This is a genomic window from Dyadobacter sp. CY343 (genome assembly GCF_021390335.1).
Classification (GTDB): Bacteria; Bacteroidota; Bacteroidia; order Cytophagales; family Spirosomataceae; genus Dyadobacter.
This window is the reverse complement of sequence record NZ_JAJUXK010000009.1, coordinates 242,058-256,867: the sequence shown is the minus strand read 5'-3', so window position 1 is coordinate 256,867 and position 14,810 is coordinate 242,058. Positions and strand designations below refer to the sequence as shown.

General features: G+C 44.7%; 14 protein-coding genes. 6 read left to right on the top strand and 8 right to left on the bottom strand.

All coding sequences use genetic code 11. The annotated features are described in order from the left end of the window. The 6 genes from LZG94_RS24955 to LZG94_RS24930 form a co-directional block, all read right to left on the bottom strand. Positions 1-1,714: cbb3-type cytochrome c oxidase subunit I (locus LZG94_RS24955; protein ID WP_233794384.1), on the bottom strand; the 1,714-nt coding region annotated here is incomplete at its 3' end. 145 nt (positions 1,715-1,859) lie between these two features. Further along, positions 1,860-2,297: an Rrf2 family transcriptional regulator gene (locus LZG94_RS24950; RefSeq protein WP_233794383.1), complete on the bottom strand. Its 438-nt coding sequence runs from the start codon at positions 2,295-2,297 to the stop codon at positions 1,860-1,862. Positions 2,298-2,500: 203 nt separating this feature from the next. Beyond that, positions 2,501-3,241, bottom strand: a complete 741-nt coding sequence (locus tag LZG94_RS24945; protein WP_233794382.1) for a cupin domain-containing protein — start codon at positions 3,239-3,241, stop codon at positions 2,501-2,503. Positions 3,242-3,731: 490 nt separating this feature from the next. After that, complete coding sequence (locus LZG94_RS24940; protein ID WP_233794381.1) at positions 3,732-4,124, bottom strand: hypothetical protein; 393 nt, start codon at positions 4,122-4,124, stop codon at positions 3,732-3,734. 48 nt (positions 4,125-4,172) lie between these two features. Beyond that, positions 4,173-5,123 carry a DUF4249 domain-containing protein gene (locus tag LZG94_RS24935; RefSeq protein WP_233794380.1) on the bottom strand — a complete coding sequence of 317 codons (951 nt, stop codon included), beginning with the start codon at positions 5,121-5,123 and terminating at the stop codon, positions 4,173-4,175. Between the two features lie 24 nt (positions 5,124-5,147). Continuing rightward, positions 5,148-7,538, bottom strand: a complete 2,391-nt coding sequence (locus LZG94_RS24930; protein ID WP_233794379.1) for a TonB-dependent receptor — start codon at positions 7,536-7,538, stop codon at positions 5,148-5,150. A gap of 513 nt (positions 7,539-8,051) precedes the next feature. Between LZG94_RS24930 and LZG94_RS24925 the strand changes: the two genes are divergently transcribed. Next, positions 8,052-9,179: a PQQ-binding-like beta-propeller repeat protein gene (locus LZG94_RS24925; protein WP_233794378.1), complete on the top strand. Its 1,128-nt coding sequence runs from the start codon at positions 8,052-8,054 to the stop codon at positions 9,177-9,179. A 157-nt stretch (positions 9,180-9,336) separates the two neighbouring features. On the opposite strand, the gene LZG94_RS24920 is transcribed toward LZG94_RS24925, so the two are convergent. Then, the gene (locus tag LZG94_RS24920) at positions 9,337-9,738 is read right to left on the bottom strand and encodes a hypothetical protein (protein ID WP_233794377.1); all 402 of its coding nucleotides are present in this window, start codon (positions 9,736-9,738) and stop codon (positions 9,337-9,339) included. Between the two features lie 231 nt (positions 9,739-9,969). Between LZG94_RS24920 and LZG94_RS24915 the strand changes: the two genes are divergently transcribed. From LZG94_RS24915 to LZG94_RS24895, 5 genes are all read left to right on the top strand, one after another. Next, on the top strand, positions 9,970-10,686 hold the full coding sequence (locus LZG94_RS24915) for an SDR family NAD(P)-dependent oxidoreductase (protein ID WP_233794376.1): 717 nt from the start codon (positions 9,970-9,972) through the stop codon (positions 10,684-10,686). Between the two features lies 1 nt (position 10,687). Then, a complete protein-coding gene (locus tag LZG94_RS24910; protein ID WP_233794375.1) occupies positions 10,688-11,335 on the top strand; it encodes a flavin reductase family protein in 648 nt (215 codons plus the stop codon). A gap of 6 nt (positions 11,336-11,341) precedes the next feature. After that, positions 11,342-12,589, top strand: a complete 1,248-nt coding sequence (locus LZG94_RS24905; RefSeq protein ID WP_233794374.1) for an NAD(P)/FAD-dependent oxidoreductase — start codon at positions 11,342-11,344, stop codon at positions 12,587-12,589. Positions 12,590-12,597: 8 nt separating this feature from the next. Continuing rightward, complete coding sequence (locus tag LZG94_RS24900; protein ID WP_233794373.1) at positions 12,598-13,305, top strand: MarR family winged helix-turn-helix transcriptional regulator; 708 nt, start codon at positions 12,598-12,600, stop codon at positions 13,303-13,305. Between the two features lie 89 nt (positions 13,306-13,394). Next, positions 13,395-13,781: a hypothetical protein gene (locus LZG94_RS24895; protein WP_233794372.1), complete on the top strand. Its 387-nt coding sequence runs from the start codon at positions 13,395-13,397 to the stop codon at positions 13,779-13,781. Positions 13,782-13,885: 104 nt separating this feature from the next. Here LZG94_RS24895 and LZG94_RS24890 read toward each other — a convergent pair whose 3' ends face one another. After that, entirely contained in the window at positions 13,886-14,803 is a 918-nt protein-coding gene (locus tag LZG94_RS24890; RefSeq protein ID WP_233794371.1) for a hypothetical protein, read from the bottom strand. Between the last annotated feature and the right edge of the window lie 7 nt (positions 14,804-14,810).

Sequence of the window (14,810 nt, the reverse complement as noted above, 5' to 3'; positions counted from 1 at the left end):
TAATCTGCGGCGGTTCCTGCCCGGTAATCCGTGGCATGAGTGCATAGATCCCTGCCCAGAGCAAAAAGCAGATAATGCCATACATCGTCAAATGGGAATGGGCGACAGTAAAATCAGTGAAATGCCATAGCAGATTGGTAGACCGGAAAGCTTCGGCGGTTCCCTGCATGGAACCGGTAAAGTAGAAAAGGATACCCGTTAAAAAGAACGGAAGCGTATAACTGTCGGTGATCTTGTACCACGCGCCTTTGAAGGTCAGCAGAAAATTGGTTGTGCCTGCCACCACCGGGATGATCATGCCCACACTGCCCACGATGGCGACCGTTTGAAGCCACCAGGGAATCGCACTGAAAACAAAATGATGGGTACCAATGAGTGTATAAAAAAGGATCTGGGTCCAAAAAGCGAGAATACCCAGGCTATACGAATAGATCGGTTTATTGAGCTGCTGGGGCAGGAAGTAATAAACGATCCCGAGCGTAAAAAGCATGAACCACATTCCAACACCCTGGTGCATGTAATAGCCTTGAATGATCGTTTCACCCAGCCCATTTTGCCAGAGAGGCACATATGCAACGACCGCGATCACAATTCCGAAAATTACGGAAGAGACAATGTACCAGTTTGAAATATAGATCTCCTTCGTGGTGCGGCGGGCAACTGTCTTAAAGTAATTGATCAATGTTAGCAGAAGCCCAATGCCAAACAGCAGCATCACCGGCCATATGTATTCCCGGTACTCCCCGCCCCCATTATTGATTCCGGCCATCAAACACAACGTGCCCAGTACCACCGCCGTGTTAATAAGGATCAATGTGTACCATCCCAGTTTTATGCTGAACAGATTTGTATTGCTCACCCTGGGCACAACATAGTTACCCAAGCCCAGCATCGCCAGTGATGCCCAGCCCCAGAAAACGGCATTGGTATGGACCGGCCGCAATCGCCCAAAGCTCAGCCAGCTGAATTGGTCTGCATCCGGCGCAACAAATTTTATCCCAATGTATTCCCCGACCGTCGTCCCGAAAACAAGCCAAAAAGTAGCTGTGATGATGAACCAGGTGACAAGCCTGGAAAGTTGCGGGTCTACTTTCGGGCGAACGTGCGCCTTTCTTTTACGTGCCACAAATGGAAGTGATGCCTCATGCTCCACATTGTTGATCAGCCCTTTATGGTCTTTGGCCGGTAATGCGCCTGACAGTTCATTATGACTCAATGCAAAATCCAGCGCATCTTTTCTTTGTTGCAGTGCTACTGCAAGATCCTTACTTTCAATTCCGTTCAGGTAATCTGCCACACGCCCGGCCTCTGCCACACGCTGCTGATTTCTATATCTGTTTAATGTGTTGGTGATCTTGAAAAATAAGAAGATAGCCCCTGCCAGGACAGGGATTGCTATCAGGACAATGGTGATTAAAATACCACCCTGGCTCAGCAGCGAGTCAGCAGTTGGTTGGCTCGACTGTGCGTGTGAAGGAAAACTTACCAAATTCAGCATAGCAAGCGCAATAACCCCCAAATGCTGCCTTTTCCCCATCCGATCGAGCAGTAATGAGATCTGTTGGCTATTCAGGTTATGGAGATATCTTGAATAATCCTGTTTGCCCGGGTTGATTTTATTAATCAGATCATGTTGAACAACGTTTTTGATCAGGACCGCAATGAAAAGCACACCTAGTGCCATCACCAATGCCACGATTCCTACCGATAGCATAACGGCTTGTCCAAATAGGCTATTTGCATATACAGGAGTCGCAACCAAATAAATCAAAAGGCATACGCTACTTATAATCTTATACTTACTGACAGCAGTCATATTATATATATTAAGATCCTAATATCTTTTAATATTGAAAATTTTATCTCTCTTTAATATAGCTCAGCCCTAAGTTCAAATTCTCATTAAACTCCCCAATCGTCGCAGACTGTAACGTGCGATGCATTTTTGTTCTGATTTCTTTAAAATCGTTGTGCAGTGGGCAAGGCTTTGTTTCGGAGCAACTTTTTAACCCAAGCCCGCAGCCCTTAAATATTTTTTCTCCGTCAATCGCCCTGACAATATCGGCCAATGTATTACTCCGGGCAATGCTGTCAACATAAAAGCCGCCATTTGGACCTTTACTGGATTGTATGAGCTCACGTTTGCTGAGTTCCTGAAGGATTTTGGCAATGAAGTGTTCCGGTGAATCAATACCAGCCGCAACTTCTTTAATACCCACTTTCCTGCCTCCTTCTGACTTCTGGGCAACAAAAATGACCGCTCTTATTGCGTATTCGCACGTTTTCGAAAAAAACATCTGCATCTGGTTTATATGCAAATATATCTTCAAGATTCGGAAAATAAAATACTTTTTACTCTTTTATTTAAATGTCTCTTTGCCCCGGGCTGTGCTTATGCCCGTTGAGTGGCTAACTATACATAGGGTTAAAACCAGTTGCTATCAATACGGATATGTTACCCGGCGGGATCGAGTTTGCGATTAATTTGAGGATCAATGCTTTACTTCTTTTCAACCCTTGAAGATATTGTCAACAGAAATAAGGATTCTTCACTGGCAAGAACCTTGTGTGCAATTCCTGCCTGAAGTGCAAGCATCTGGCCTGCACTACGATCTGCTGTTTTTTGTGCCGTAGAAAAGGTGATGTGTCCTTCAAGGACCTGCACACTGATAACCCCGGGTGCAGTATGGGTTTTCATTTCTGCACCTTTATGTAGCGCGATCAAAACAATGCGCATGCCCTCGGTCTTAAAAATAGTGATGGCATTGCGGTCGCCATTCTTGTAAGAAGCTTCTTCTTTGATCTGGGCTTTCAAAGAATTTAGGTCCATCGTTACCATTGGTGCGTCCAGTTCCCTTTCACCTTCCGGCCTTAGCTGAGTAGCTTCATTCGACTTAGTTGGGGTTGAATCTGACGTCTGTTCCAGATGCTTAACCGGCGGCGTTTCGTTCAGCGCTTTGATGAGATCATCCGTCATATTATCACTTGAGATACCATATCCGTTTACCAGAGTACCTTTTATATTGTGTTTTGGAGAAGAGATCGCATACACAATAGCCTCATCGCTTGGGTCAGACATTCCCTCAAAGCGGTAATGCTTATCAACCACAAAGTCCTCCGGGTGTATTTTCAACGAATTTGAATGGCAGACCAGGCAGTTATCGTCCAGATTAAAGTCTACGGTATAACCTCTTAATTTAAGCTCATTTAAAACTTCTGAAACAGTCGTCATAGTATTCATAAGAAATATATTTATTTACGGTCTAATAAAACAAATGTAATCAAAGCCACTGTAGCGGACAGCCGCATCTTTGACAAGACACAACCGGGACAAGCTCAGCCTCAATTGTAATGGTAGATGCTACCTTTAAAGGCCCGCTCAAGCCGAAAAGCAGCAGCAGCGTCAGGCTGCACAAGATTAATTACGCAATGAAGGCAAATTTATAATGTCATTACGGTTTTATAAGTCGCTGCACCCGTTGCATCAATGCATTTATCCGCATAATGATCTTCTTTCTGCGGAGTAGTAAAGCAGCGATTTTTTCCTGCGTTGAGACATATAGAGCGCTAAATTTTTCGCGGGCCCGGGCGTTTGCCACTAAATCAAATTTGAACATGAGAACTGATAAAGGTCTTTCAAATAAACGTAGTACGCTGTGCATCAGATTAGGTAAAAGTGTGATGCTCGTCAGTATTCGAGGATGCAGTTATCCCGACATTTGATCTATATCTCAGCTAATCAGCAAACCGCAAAAAATAAGGCTTGTCTTCAAAACTCGGAAGTCGATGATGGCCGTATTTAAACTGTCAATCAATTTCAAACTGTAAGGTGCCTGGTTAGATGATGTATTGATTTCCCTTGGTTTGCGTTCATTAAATTCCTTTTCCCTGATACCACCAAGTGTAATTTCTTTCACTCCCTGCTTCGAAGCGTAAGTAATGGTGTAGCTGCTATCAATGTTGTAAAGCTGTTTCAAGTGGAATTGAAGAAATGAGCTTCCGAAGGCAAGGCGAAATTCCTGACTTTCCTCAGCGGTCATTTTAATGATGTTGTTGATCAGGTCTCCGGATGAGATGTTGTTTATTGACAAGATCTCCCCATTTACCGGAATAGGTATCCCCATATCAGGCATTAAAGGTCCCTGGCAGGAAATGTAAGGCTTTATCCTACATCAAGGCTTTACCGTAACTATTGTAGCATTGTACGCACCGAAGCAGCCTAACCCTCCTTCAATATTTGTGTAAACCAGGGCAGGCTCCACAAATGGATTGTCATTGTTGCCGCCGTCTTTCATGGACTTGCTGAATTTGTAATAATTTTCATCCAGGTTCAGTACTTCAAACTGGATTTTGTTCAGCTTTGGGTTGGACCAGATATACTGCCACTGACCATTTTGTTCAATATTCCCAAGCATGGAGGATCGTAGTGAAACGTCGTACACCGGTGAATCGAAGGTGATACCGTCGAGATTGGTATCTGTTATCAGATAATTTTCGTTGTTGTATACCCTTTTGTTTAGACGTCGGTTAACGACAACCTGCCCAGTGGACGAATTGTAGGAATAGCCGTTTGTCTCAAGTACTTCGAAATATCCCCGTAACGAATAGACGTTTTTTTCTCCCTTGATATCGTTCCAGGATGCTTTGAAGGTCATGCTAGTGTCGCCTTTCCAGGGGTAGTCATATACGGTATCAACCGTATATCGTTTGAAAGTCACCTGGTTTTCAGGAACTGTACATGTTGCCTTTACAGTCCGTGAAACATCGCTTACCACCAGATCGTACTTTTTGCCTGCCTCAATTTTGAATGAGCCGGCAGGTATCCGATAGCTAAACGAAGAATCGTTGTATGGGATTTGGATCTGACCGGCGGCCCCGGAGAGGGTTACGGAAGCATTTTTTATGTAAGTCGGCTCATAGGATGCAGGTCCGAACAACTTTTGCGATTCGGTAACCTTCACGATGATTTCCTCTGATTGTGGCGATAGATAACATTCCACCACCAGTTTGGATTCGGTCTTAGGTAATTTGCTAAGGTCCAGATCGTCCACCAAAGTTTCGCAGCCGAATAAAACTGCAGCGCACGTTAACGCCAGGAGGTATTTAATGATGCGGTTGCTCATTGTATTTGGTCTCAATTACTTTGTTCAGAACTTGAAGTTGTAGCTAAATGATGGCATTACTGGAAACAGTGAATAGCGCGTGAGCACATTCGTAGCGGTTCCGGTTTGTTCATCGTGCTTTTTGCCGATATTATAGAAGAAAGGATTTTTCCGGTTGTAGGCATTATATAGCCCAAACTCCCAGGTACGTTCGTATCTTTTTTTCTTTTTGTGAAATTGAATTGCGATGTCCATGCGGTGATATGGCTCGGCCCGGAACGAATTCTTTTTGTCGTACTCAGATGTATTATTTCCGTAATTCCAGGGGTTGTTGAAGGCGGGATGGTAAGGGTTGCGGAATACAGTGAATTTGGAAACTGGCAAGGTAAGGGCATTTCCGGTGCCGTACACCCAGGTCGCAGAAAGTGTGATCCGCTTGCTGATTTCGTAGATTCCTACAACAGAGAGATCGTGACGACGATCATAACGCGGGTAAAAGGTTTCTCCGAAATTCAGCTCAGGAAATTTCCATTGTGTCCAGGAAAGCGTGTAGCCGATCCAGCCCGACAGCTTTCCGGTTTTCTTTTGGACCATGAATTCCGCACCATACGACCAGCCTTTTCCTGCTGTCACATTATCTTCCCAGTTCAGTTCATTGGCATTTTCGCCTTCCAGACTAATAAATGAGGAGCCTTCTTTATAGCTGATAATGTTGTTCATGTTTTTATAATAGCCTTCCAGCGTAAGCGAGATGCCGGGTGCGGCAAGGTCTTTGGCCAGACCCACTGCAACCTGGCTCGACTGCTGTGGGGCAATCTTATCCGTGGTGGGCACCCATAAATCGGTAGGAAGTCCGAGTCCGGTATTGCTCAGCAGATGCACATACTGGTTCATGGTCGCATACGATGCCTTTGCCGAAAAATCGCGGGCAAGTTTCAATGCTGCCGAAAATCTGGGTTCGGGGCGGATGTAAGTTTTTGAGCTGGTCTGAAAAGTGCTTAATCGCAAACCGCCATTTAGTTTAAGAGCAGGAAAGGGCTGCCAGGTGTCCTCGGCATAAATACCTGCCTCAATGGTATTGATCGGCGTGGCCTGCAAGTCGATATCCTCGTCGGAAAAGTCTCCTTCAACTGCCAATGCGGACGGGACAAAGCGATGTGCTGTGGCCTGAGCACCGAATTTTATGGAATGTTTGGCATTGGGATAATAATCGAAATCCGTTTTTAGCCCGAAATCGCGGATCAGACTATTGTATTTCAGACTAAAAATATCAGGATCTTTTCCTACATTTTTCTCTTCCTGATAAGCTGAGACCGCAAATTTGAAATGGCTGAAAATCAGGGAAGTGTTGACAAATAACTTTTGGTTGATCAAATGGTTCCAGCGTAATGTAGCGGTGGCGTTACCCCAGTTGAGTCCCGATTTGTTTTCAGTATTGGCGCTTTTTTCTTTGACATGAAACCTGTCCTGTCCAAAATAGCTGCTAATGTAAAGCTTGTCTTTTGCGCCGAAATCGTAATTCACTTTCGCATTGAGATCGTAGAAATAATAGCCGGGTTTTACCTTACTGCTGCTACCCGTCTGTTGCTGGGCAATCAGTGGAGCAGCCAGAACGTCTATATATGTACGTCTACCCGAAATCAGGAAGGAAGATTTCTTCTTGGCCAATGGTCCTTCCAATGTAAGTCTGGACGATATCAGTCCAATGCCCCCTTCTCCGTGCAGCTTGTCTTTGGCCCCTTCTTTCATATTCATTTCTACAACCGAAGAGAGGCGTCCACCATATCGGGCTGGAAATCCACCCTTGGTAAGCTCCACGCTTTTTAAAGCATCCCCGTTGAATACAGAAAAGAACCCGAAAAGATGGCTGGCGTTGTATACCACCGCATCGTCCAGGATGATAAGGTTTTGGTCGGGCCCGCCGCCCCGGACGTAAAGGCCGGTTTGTCCCTCGGTACCCTTCTGAACGCCCGGCATGAGTTGCAGGACCCGGATTACGTCTTTTTCACCTAAAAAAGCCGGGATTTTTTTAATCTGCGAAATCGGGACATCTATTTTACTCATTTGCACCGATTCGCTGACCTTCTCATCCAATCGGTTGCCCGAGATAAGCACTTCATCAAGCTGGTTGACAGCCGGTAGCTCAATACTGAGCTCTACATTTTTTTGCGATGCAATCCGGAGGGTCTGTTTGTCAAAGCCAACAAAGGAGTAGGAAATGGTTACGGAATCGGATTTAAGAATCGTAAGAGAGTAAAATCCGTAGGTGTTGGTGACGGCACCGTAAGCAGAGTTCTCTATAAAAACATTTACGCCGGGTAATAATTCGCGGCTGCCTTTTTCGCGCACAAACCCGCTGATCGTAATCCGGTCCTGGGCAAAGCTTGAAATTGGAATAAACAATAAAAGTACTACTGAATAGAGGGTATCGCGCATAGGTAAAATGGCTTGTTAAAATTGCTAACGGCTTGTAGTAACTCTTAGTATATTATGATGACGTTTAGGGGTATCAGTTTCTCGACAATTCAAGGACTGGGTTTGATAGCATTTAAATTAAGATAGAAGGATCCGGATAATACAGCACAGCTAAACTGTACTTGATTTTTGTATTTCGGAAGAAATAAGCGCTATTCAAAGGGGTTTTAGCTAAAGGGAATTTGATATGATCAGTCTCGTTCTTCGACAGCAGAAGCGGGACGAGATCTTTTCAAAAGTACTTGAAGCGTCTCTTGCAAACTATTGCGCTAGAGCAAAAAAACAATATCGAAAATTTGAAAATTGCGTAGTGGCATAAAAAGCACGTTATTGCCTACCTCATCAAATAGTCAAAGGGTGAACGATTTCATTAAACGACTCAATAGACACACACCAATATCAAATGACTTAGCATCTGTTATCGCCGGTAAAGCAGCGATATAGAATTATATCTAACCTATCAAGCAAAACTCAATGAAGTTCATCCGCCTACTTACCCTGTTAGTGATCGTATATAGCTTTACATCATGCGAGAAGAAAAATACCCCCGAGCCTGAACCCGAGCCTGATGTAAATGGAACGGTGTACGTGGGTAGCGATGACAAAAATCTATACGCGATCAATGCCACTACTGGTTTGAAAAAGTGGGCTTTTGCGACGGATGGAGCTATCTTTTCCAGCCCCTCTTTTGTAAATGGGGTAGTATATGTAGGGAGTTTTGATAAGAAGGTATATGCCGTGAATGCTGCTACTGGGGCGAAAAAATGGGAGTTTGCAACGGATGGACTTATTTTTTCCAGCCCATACGTTGTAAATGGGGTGGTGTATATAGGCAGTACTGACCAAAAGCTATACGCACTGGATGCAGCTACGGGTGCCAAAAAATGGGAGTTTGCAGCAGAGGGTAGTGTGGATTCGAGTCCTATGGTGGTGAATGGGGTAGTGTTTGTGGGAAGTGAAGGCAAGAAGGTATATGCGCTTGATGCTGTTACAGGGGCAAAAAAATGGGAGTTTGCAATGAGCGGTACGAGTGCGACGACCCCGACGAGCCCTACATTTGCCAATGGGGTGGTCTACGCATGTGACTTTCAAAGAACACTTTTTGCCATTGACGCAGCTACCGGTGCCAAAAAATGGGAATTTAAGACAGAAGCAAGTATTGATTCGAGTCCGACAGTTAAAAATGGTGTGGTGTATATAACCAGCTTCGACTTCAAATTGCGCGCTCTGGATGCGGCCACCGGAACAGAAAAATGGCAATTTGAGATTGGCATTACAGGGATGTCCAGCCCTACCGTCAGCGATGGTTTTGTGTATATAGGAAGTATCCCTGGTAGATTGTATGCAGTCGACGCGGTCACTGGCATAAAAAAATGGCAATTTATTACGGACGACATGAGGCCCGCCATGTACTCAAGCCTGACTGCCGCAGAAGGAATGATATACGCCTGTACCGGTGAAAAAAAACTCTATGCACTTGATGCTATGACTGGTGGCAGCAATTGGGTCTTTCAAACCGAGGGTTTGATTAATTCTTCCCCCTGCGTGGTGACGGCAAGCGGCAATGTATACCACTCTGGGGTAAGCGGCGCACAGGAATAGTTTGCTATGAGATAATATGGAGAAATCCTGCAAGACCTTTCTACGTGCATTCCGGCAAAATGGTAACGCGCGTGCTGCTATTGGTTTAGCATTGCACGCTATTGCCAATTACCATGATTACCAGCATTTGGCGCGGGGCTTTATGAACATTGGATCATTATTTTTTCCTGAAGTAATAGTAGAACAACCTTTCGCCCCTATCAGAAATAATAACAGAGTTGTAATGATCCCAATTATTGGCTTCTAAAAGATTCAGTACAGCTGATGTTGACTTAAACCGGACCGGTTTTCCAGATGTGTTGTCTAAAATCCTTTGATCGCCAGAATCATTACCGATGCTACCTACCCAAAAAGTGCTCTTCTGACCAAAGTCAACATAGACATCGACGTACTTGTTGGACATTCTTTCGGCAATCAAAACTTCAATAACCTTAATACTGTCAGATCCATTGATATCCACCTTCCCAACAAATAGTTGGCCAAATGAGGGAATAGAAGCCAGAACAAAGACGGTTGGTATGAAAAGATGCTTCACTAGCTTGATATACATGATGGTCATGATTTTGGAATGGAGGTCTTACATTAACGCAACTTTTTCATTGGTTGGAATTTGTAACTTCAAATTTACTGTCGATCGGGCTAATTTATATTAAGTTATTGTTACTCTTAAACTTCAATTTCTCCGAAAAACCGTATTATTATAGTAGTACAATAACGTTATATAGATCGTTTATTAGTATGTTTTCGTATTATATTTGAAAGCAGTTACGAAGTTTAAATATGCACGACAATGAATTTTAGTGGAAAAAATATACTGGTTGTTGGTGGAAGCTCTGGTATTGGTTTATCACTTGTTGAAACCTTACACCAACACAATGCGTCGGTATATGTGATTTCGCGGTCAAAGCCAGCCGATCTTGCCGAAGGTATTGCATACTTGCAAGCTGATGTGACAGGCGATCTTGAAGCGATCGGTGGGTTCTTGCCGGAACAGTTGCACGGGCTGGTTTATTCAGTCGGCAGCATTAACCTGAAACCTTTCAACCGCCTTACGAGCGAGGACTTTTTAAATGACTACCGCCTCAATGTCCTGGGTGCTGCTCAGATTATTCAGCAGGCAATGAAGCAATTGAAGAATGCGGCTGGGGCTTCGGTTGTCTTGATAAGTTCTGTCGCGGCTAATACCGGCCTGCCTTACCACGCAAGTATATCGGCAGCAAAAGGCGCCGTGCAGGGACTGGCCATATCGCTGGCTGCCGAACTGGCTGGTCAGAAGATCAGGGTTAATGTAGTGGCGCCCTCGCTTACCGACACACCCATGGCGCAAAACCTGCTGAGCTCACCCGAAAAACGCGAAGCATCTGCAAAAAGGCATCCGCTTGGAAAATATGGGCAACCAGAGGATATCAGCAAGGCTATTGCATTTTTGTTATCGGACGACAGCAGCTGGCTAACTGGCCAGATCATTGGCGTTGACGGAGGATTAGGCAAACTAAAAACCGCTTAATATGAGCACGAATATAAACAGCGGGCAAATCGCCGAGCTCGAAAAGCAGTACCGCATATGCCTGATTAATAGCCTGCTGGGATATAAATCGTTAAATCTTCTTGGCACCATAAGCAAGACCGGGACCACCAACTTGTGTGTGATCAGTTCGGCCTTTCACCTCGGAGCGAATCCGCCGTTGATCGGGATGGTTATGCGGCCCGGGCGCGAGCATAACGACACCCTCGCCAACATACAGGCAACCGGGCAATACACCTTGAGCAATGTGCAGCCCAAGTGGTATAAACAGGCGCATCAAACCAGCGCCAGTTATCCTTCGGGCGTTTCTGAGTTTGGGACTTGTGGATTTGATGAACTATATGTGCCTGGTTTTGAAGCACCTTTTGTTCAACAATCAACGGTCCGGATCGGATTGAAACTGCGTGAAACCATTCCAATGGAAATCAATCGCACTACGATTGTGATCGGTGAGATCGTAAAAATCCTGATTGATAATGCGCTCATCGGCCACGACGGCACCATTGATCATGTTCAGGCCGAAACCATGACCGTAGCGGGGTTGGATGCGTATTTTCTAACACGTCCCATCGGCCGGCTCGCCTATGCCAAACCGGATATTGAGCCACATGAAATAAACCAGCCCGGTTAAAATGCTATGGAAGATAATTTGGATGTGATCATCATTGGTGCGGGATTAGCGGGATTGACAGCTGCAAAAGTGTTAAAGGCTGCTGGAAAATCAGTAAAGATACTGGAAGCTTCTGACCGGCCAGGAGGCAGGGTGAGGACAGAGAAAGTGGAGGGCTTTCTGCTGGACAGAGGATTCCAGGTTTTGTTAACCGCATATCCCGAAACGCAAAGGTTTTTAGATTACGGTGCATTGGAATTGCAGAAATTCGATCCCGGCGCATTGATCTTGAATGAAACCGGTACGACTAAAATCGGGGACCCGCTTCGGCAGCCCCGTGAACTGATCAGCACGCTGGCATCACCAGCGGGCACATTCGCCGACAAGTTGCGCATGCTTGGATTAAAGTTAAAACTGACCGGAAAAAGCGTAGATGAGATTTTTACCGGCAGTGAGACGACCACATTGGCCTATCTGAACGAAGCTGGATTTAGTCAGTTAATGATCCGCCAGTTTTTCAAACCATTCATGACAGGGATCTTTTTGGAAGATAGATTAAGCACTTCCAGCCGGATGTTTGAATTTGTATTCAAGATGTTCAGCCAGGGCGATGCGGCTGTTCCCGCGAAGGGAATGGGCATGATTCCGTTGCAGTTAGCCAGTTCGCTTGCACCCGATGAGATTGTATTTGGTCAAAAAGTGGTTTCCATTGACGCAAACATGGTTACGACATCCGACGTGCAGGTTCATAGCGCAAAAAGCATTCTCATCGCCACCGATCAGCTTGAAATGCCCGAACCGTTTCTGAAAGTGCCTTCCTCCTATCATTCGGTTACCAATATGTATTTCACAGCGGCGACCAAACCTTATGACCAACCACTTATTGCATTAAATGCATTGCCCAGCAAACTTGTCAATAATATCGCAGTCATGAACAGGATCGCGCCCGCCTATTCCAAAAATGGTGATGCCCTGATTTCTCTTTCGCTGATTGGAGACCATTCAAAAACGGATAGCGTGCAGCTTCAGGGGCAGGTTTTGCGTGAAATGCAAGCCTGGTTTCCGGAGGCTATGCATTGGAAACATCTGAAAACCTATCACATCGGTTACGCGCTGCCGAATGATGACCAAGTCATTAATGTGCCTCGCAAAGACGCATTGAGACTAACTGAGCAATGTTTTATTTGCGGGGACCATTTACTGAACGGTTCGATCAATGCGGCTATGAAAAGTGGACGATTAGCCGCTGATGCAATAATAAACAGTCAGAAATAAATTTCCAGATGAAATCATACCAGCTTATTCATGAGCTAATATCACTGGTTGAAGAGCTTGAACAGCAAAACCCTGACAGGGCGGTTACGATGCAGGATTTTGCAGGATTTGTGGTTCACACAGCCGGAAAGTCTGCGCCAGGCGCTGCGCCTCCTGCCCTGCTCAGCCACGATGTGAGATTTGGGAAAAACGAGAAAACGGCACAGGAACAGGCATTTCAGCTTGACAATAACATTGGTCAATTGTTTGTATACATGAGCCGGTATGCAAAATCTTACATAAAAAAAGCCCTGGACGGTACGCCGTTAGTGACTGCCGAAGATTTTACAGCATTGGCGATTCTGCTTACTCATGACAACCTCTCCAAAAGCGAACTGATCCACTATAATTTGCAGGAAAAAACCTCGGGTACAGAAGTAATCAGAAGGCTTCTGGCAGCGGGTCTGATTAAGCAATGGGACGACGTAAAAGATAAAAGAAGCCGGCAGATCGCGATCACCGATCAGGGTAAACAGTTGCTTTACGTCGTGTTTGAAGACATGAACCACGTGGGTAAAATGATCTCGGGAAATCTTACTGTTTCCGAAAAACTGACACTTCGTTATTTACTTCAGAAGTTAGAGGATTTTCATCAGCAGCATCATCAACAAAAAACCATTTCCAGCAAAGCGGATCTGAAACGGGTGACCGAAACCTTTTTTGACCAAATCGACTAATTCGCGAGCGGACTGTCTCGATTCCCCTCCATGTTGGCTCGTATTCCCCACAACTACCAGTGCCAAGGTTCGTAGTTTTGTCGACATAAATGAACACGAAAATCGGTATGGATATCAAATTTGAAGGCGGCATTAACATTGCCGTCAAAATCCCGAAAAGTAAATATGATGCCACAGTCGGATTCTATCGCGATATTCTCAAACTCGATGTGGAAGAAAAGCCGATCACGAATCCGACAGTTTCAAGAACACACCGGGTCAATTTCGGTAACAATGTGATGTGGCTGGATTGCGTAGACAACTATACGCATTCCGAAACCTGGTTGGAGCTTAATGTGGAAAACGTCCCGGCAGCAACCGAATATCTCAGATCCCACGGCATTTCGACTTGCGACGAACTGGAAGAGCTTCCCGACAATATGCATTGGATCACCGATCCCGCCGGGTCTGTGTATATTGTTAAAAACAGAGAGTGAATCTTTGAAAATCCCGAAAGGGACGGAAGGAGCGGTTGATATCTGGCCTCAGCGGGGCCTCCTGCGAATTGGCAATCAATTAGCAGACCCCGCTGGAACTGAGACTAAATCTCCTTTCCAATAATGAGTTTATTAGTCCAGATCTCGTTGACAATGGTGTTACCGACAGCATTTGTATAATGTATCGGATCTTCGAAATTGACGGTATTACTGGTGATCGAATTAACATAATCAAAATCATAAACTTTTGCACTTAACCCGGACATGATCTGCTTGAACTTAGCCTCTTCTTTTTGCAGACCAAAATCAACCAACCTTTTGTGAAAGTCGCTGTGATGGGGAACAATAATGAAAATCACATCTATCTTATTGGCCTTTGCGAATTTGTCGAAGTTTAACAGCTGCGAATATAATTTCTCCGGAAATGCGTACTTACCATACCAGTGGCTGGCCTTTGTATTAATACTCCAGTCCCAGAATTCTTTTCTGGACATAGGCGGAGCGAAATCGGGCTTCTTGTCGGTGAAAGTATATTTGATGGTGGAATAGGCTGCTTCTGCAACGTCTTTATTATAAACGTACATAAATGGATTGTTCAGCATTCTTTTTACGCCTTCCACCCTATCTTCGTGACCAAACTTGTTGAACATGTTAAAGTTAATTCCGATCACTACCCTTTTGATCGGCGTCTTCGAATTTGCAAAATAGAAAAGATCAAATATCTCATTTAGTTTCGCTCCGTTCGTATTGAGCTTTTTGTATTTCCTCTTTGAAATCTCTTCAATTCGCTCTAATGGAATGTTATAAGTTCTTGAATCGCCAAAGATGACATTTTCGCAAGGTTCATTCACATAATCGATCGTACGATAAATGAGCGTATTCAAGCTTTCAGCCTCCTTTTTCGCTGATCTCTGGAATACTTCAAACCCAAAATAATTAAAAGGGTCAATAATCGCTATTAAAATACCCCAGACAATTAAAGGCAAAAGCAGATAAAAGAATTTGGTTAAGAACTTTTTCATATGGCTA

Coding starts and splice junctions, on each gene's coding strand:
- LZG94_RS24915 (WP_233794376.1), top strand. CDS start 9,970: ATGAATTTTAGTGGAAAAAATATACTGGTTGTTGGTGGAAGCTCTGGT.
- LZG94_RS24890 (WP_233794371.1), bottom strand. CDS start 14,803: ATGAAAAAGTTCTTAACCAAATTCTTTTATCTGCTTTTGCCTTTAATT.
- LZG94_RS24925 (WP_233794378.1), top strand. CDS start 8,052: ATGAAGTTCATCCGCCTACTTACCCTGTTAGTGATCGTATATAGCTTT.
- LZG94_RS24930 (WP_233794379.1), bottom strand. CDS start 7,538: ATGCGCGATACCCTCTATTCAGTAGTACTTTTATTGTTTATTCCAATT.
- LZG94_RS24895 (WP_233794372.1), top strand. CDS start 13,395: ATGAACACGAAAATCGGTATGGATATCAAATTTGAAGGCGGCATTAAC.
- LZG94_RS24950 (WP_233794383.1), bottom strand. CDS start 2,297: ATGTTTTTTTCGAAAACGTGCGAATACGCAATAAGAGCGGTCATTTTT.
- LZG94_RS24935 (WP_233794380.1), bottom strand. CDS start 5,123: ATGAGCAACCGCATCATTAAATACCTCCTGGCGTTAACGTGCGCTGCA.
- LZG94_RS24920 (WP_233794377.1), bottom strand. CDS start 9,738: ATGACCATCATGTATATCAAGCTAGTGAAGCATCTTTTCATACCAACC.
- LZG94_RS24900 (WP_233794373.1), top strand. CDS start 12,598: ATGAAATCATACCAGCTTATTCATGAGCTAATATCACTGGTTGAAGAG.
- LZG94_RS24905 (WP_233794374.1), top strand. CDS start 11,342: ATGGAAGATAATTTGGATGTGATCATCATTGGTGCGGGATTAGCGGGA.
- LZG94_RS24940 (WP_233794381.1), bottom strand. CDS start 4,124: ATGGGGATACCTATTCCGGTAAATGGGGAGATCTTGTCAATAAACAAC.
- LZG94_RS24945 (WP_233794382.1), bottom strand. CDS start 3,241: ATGAATACTATGACGACTGTTTCAGAAGTTTTAAATGAGCTTAAATTA.
- LZG94_RS24910 (WP_233794375.1), top strand. CDS start 10,688: ATGAGCACGAATATAAACAGCGGGCAAATCGCCGAGCTCGAAAAGCAG.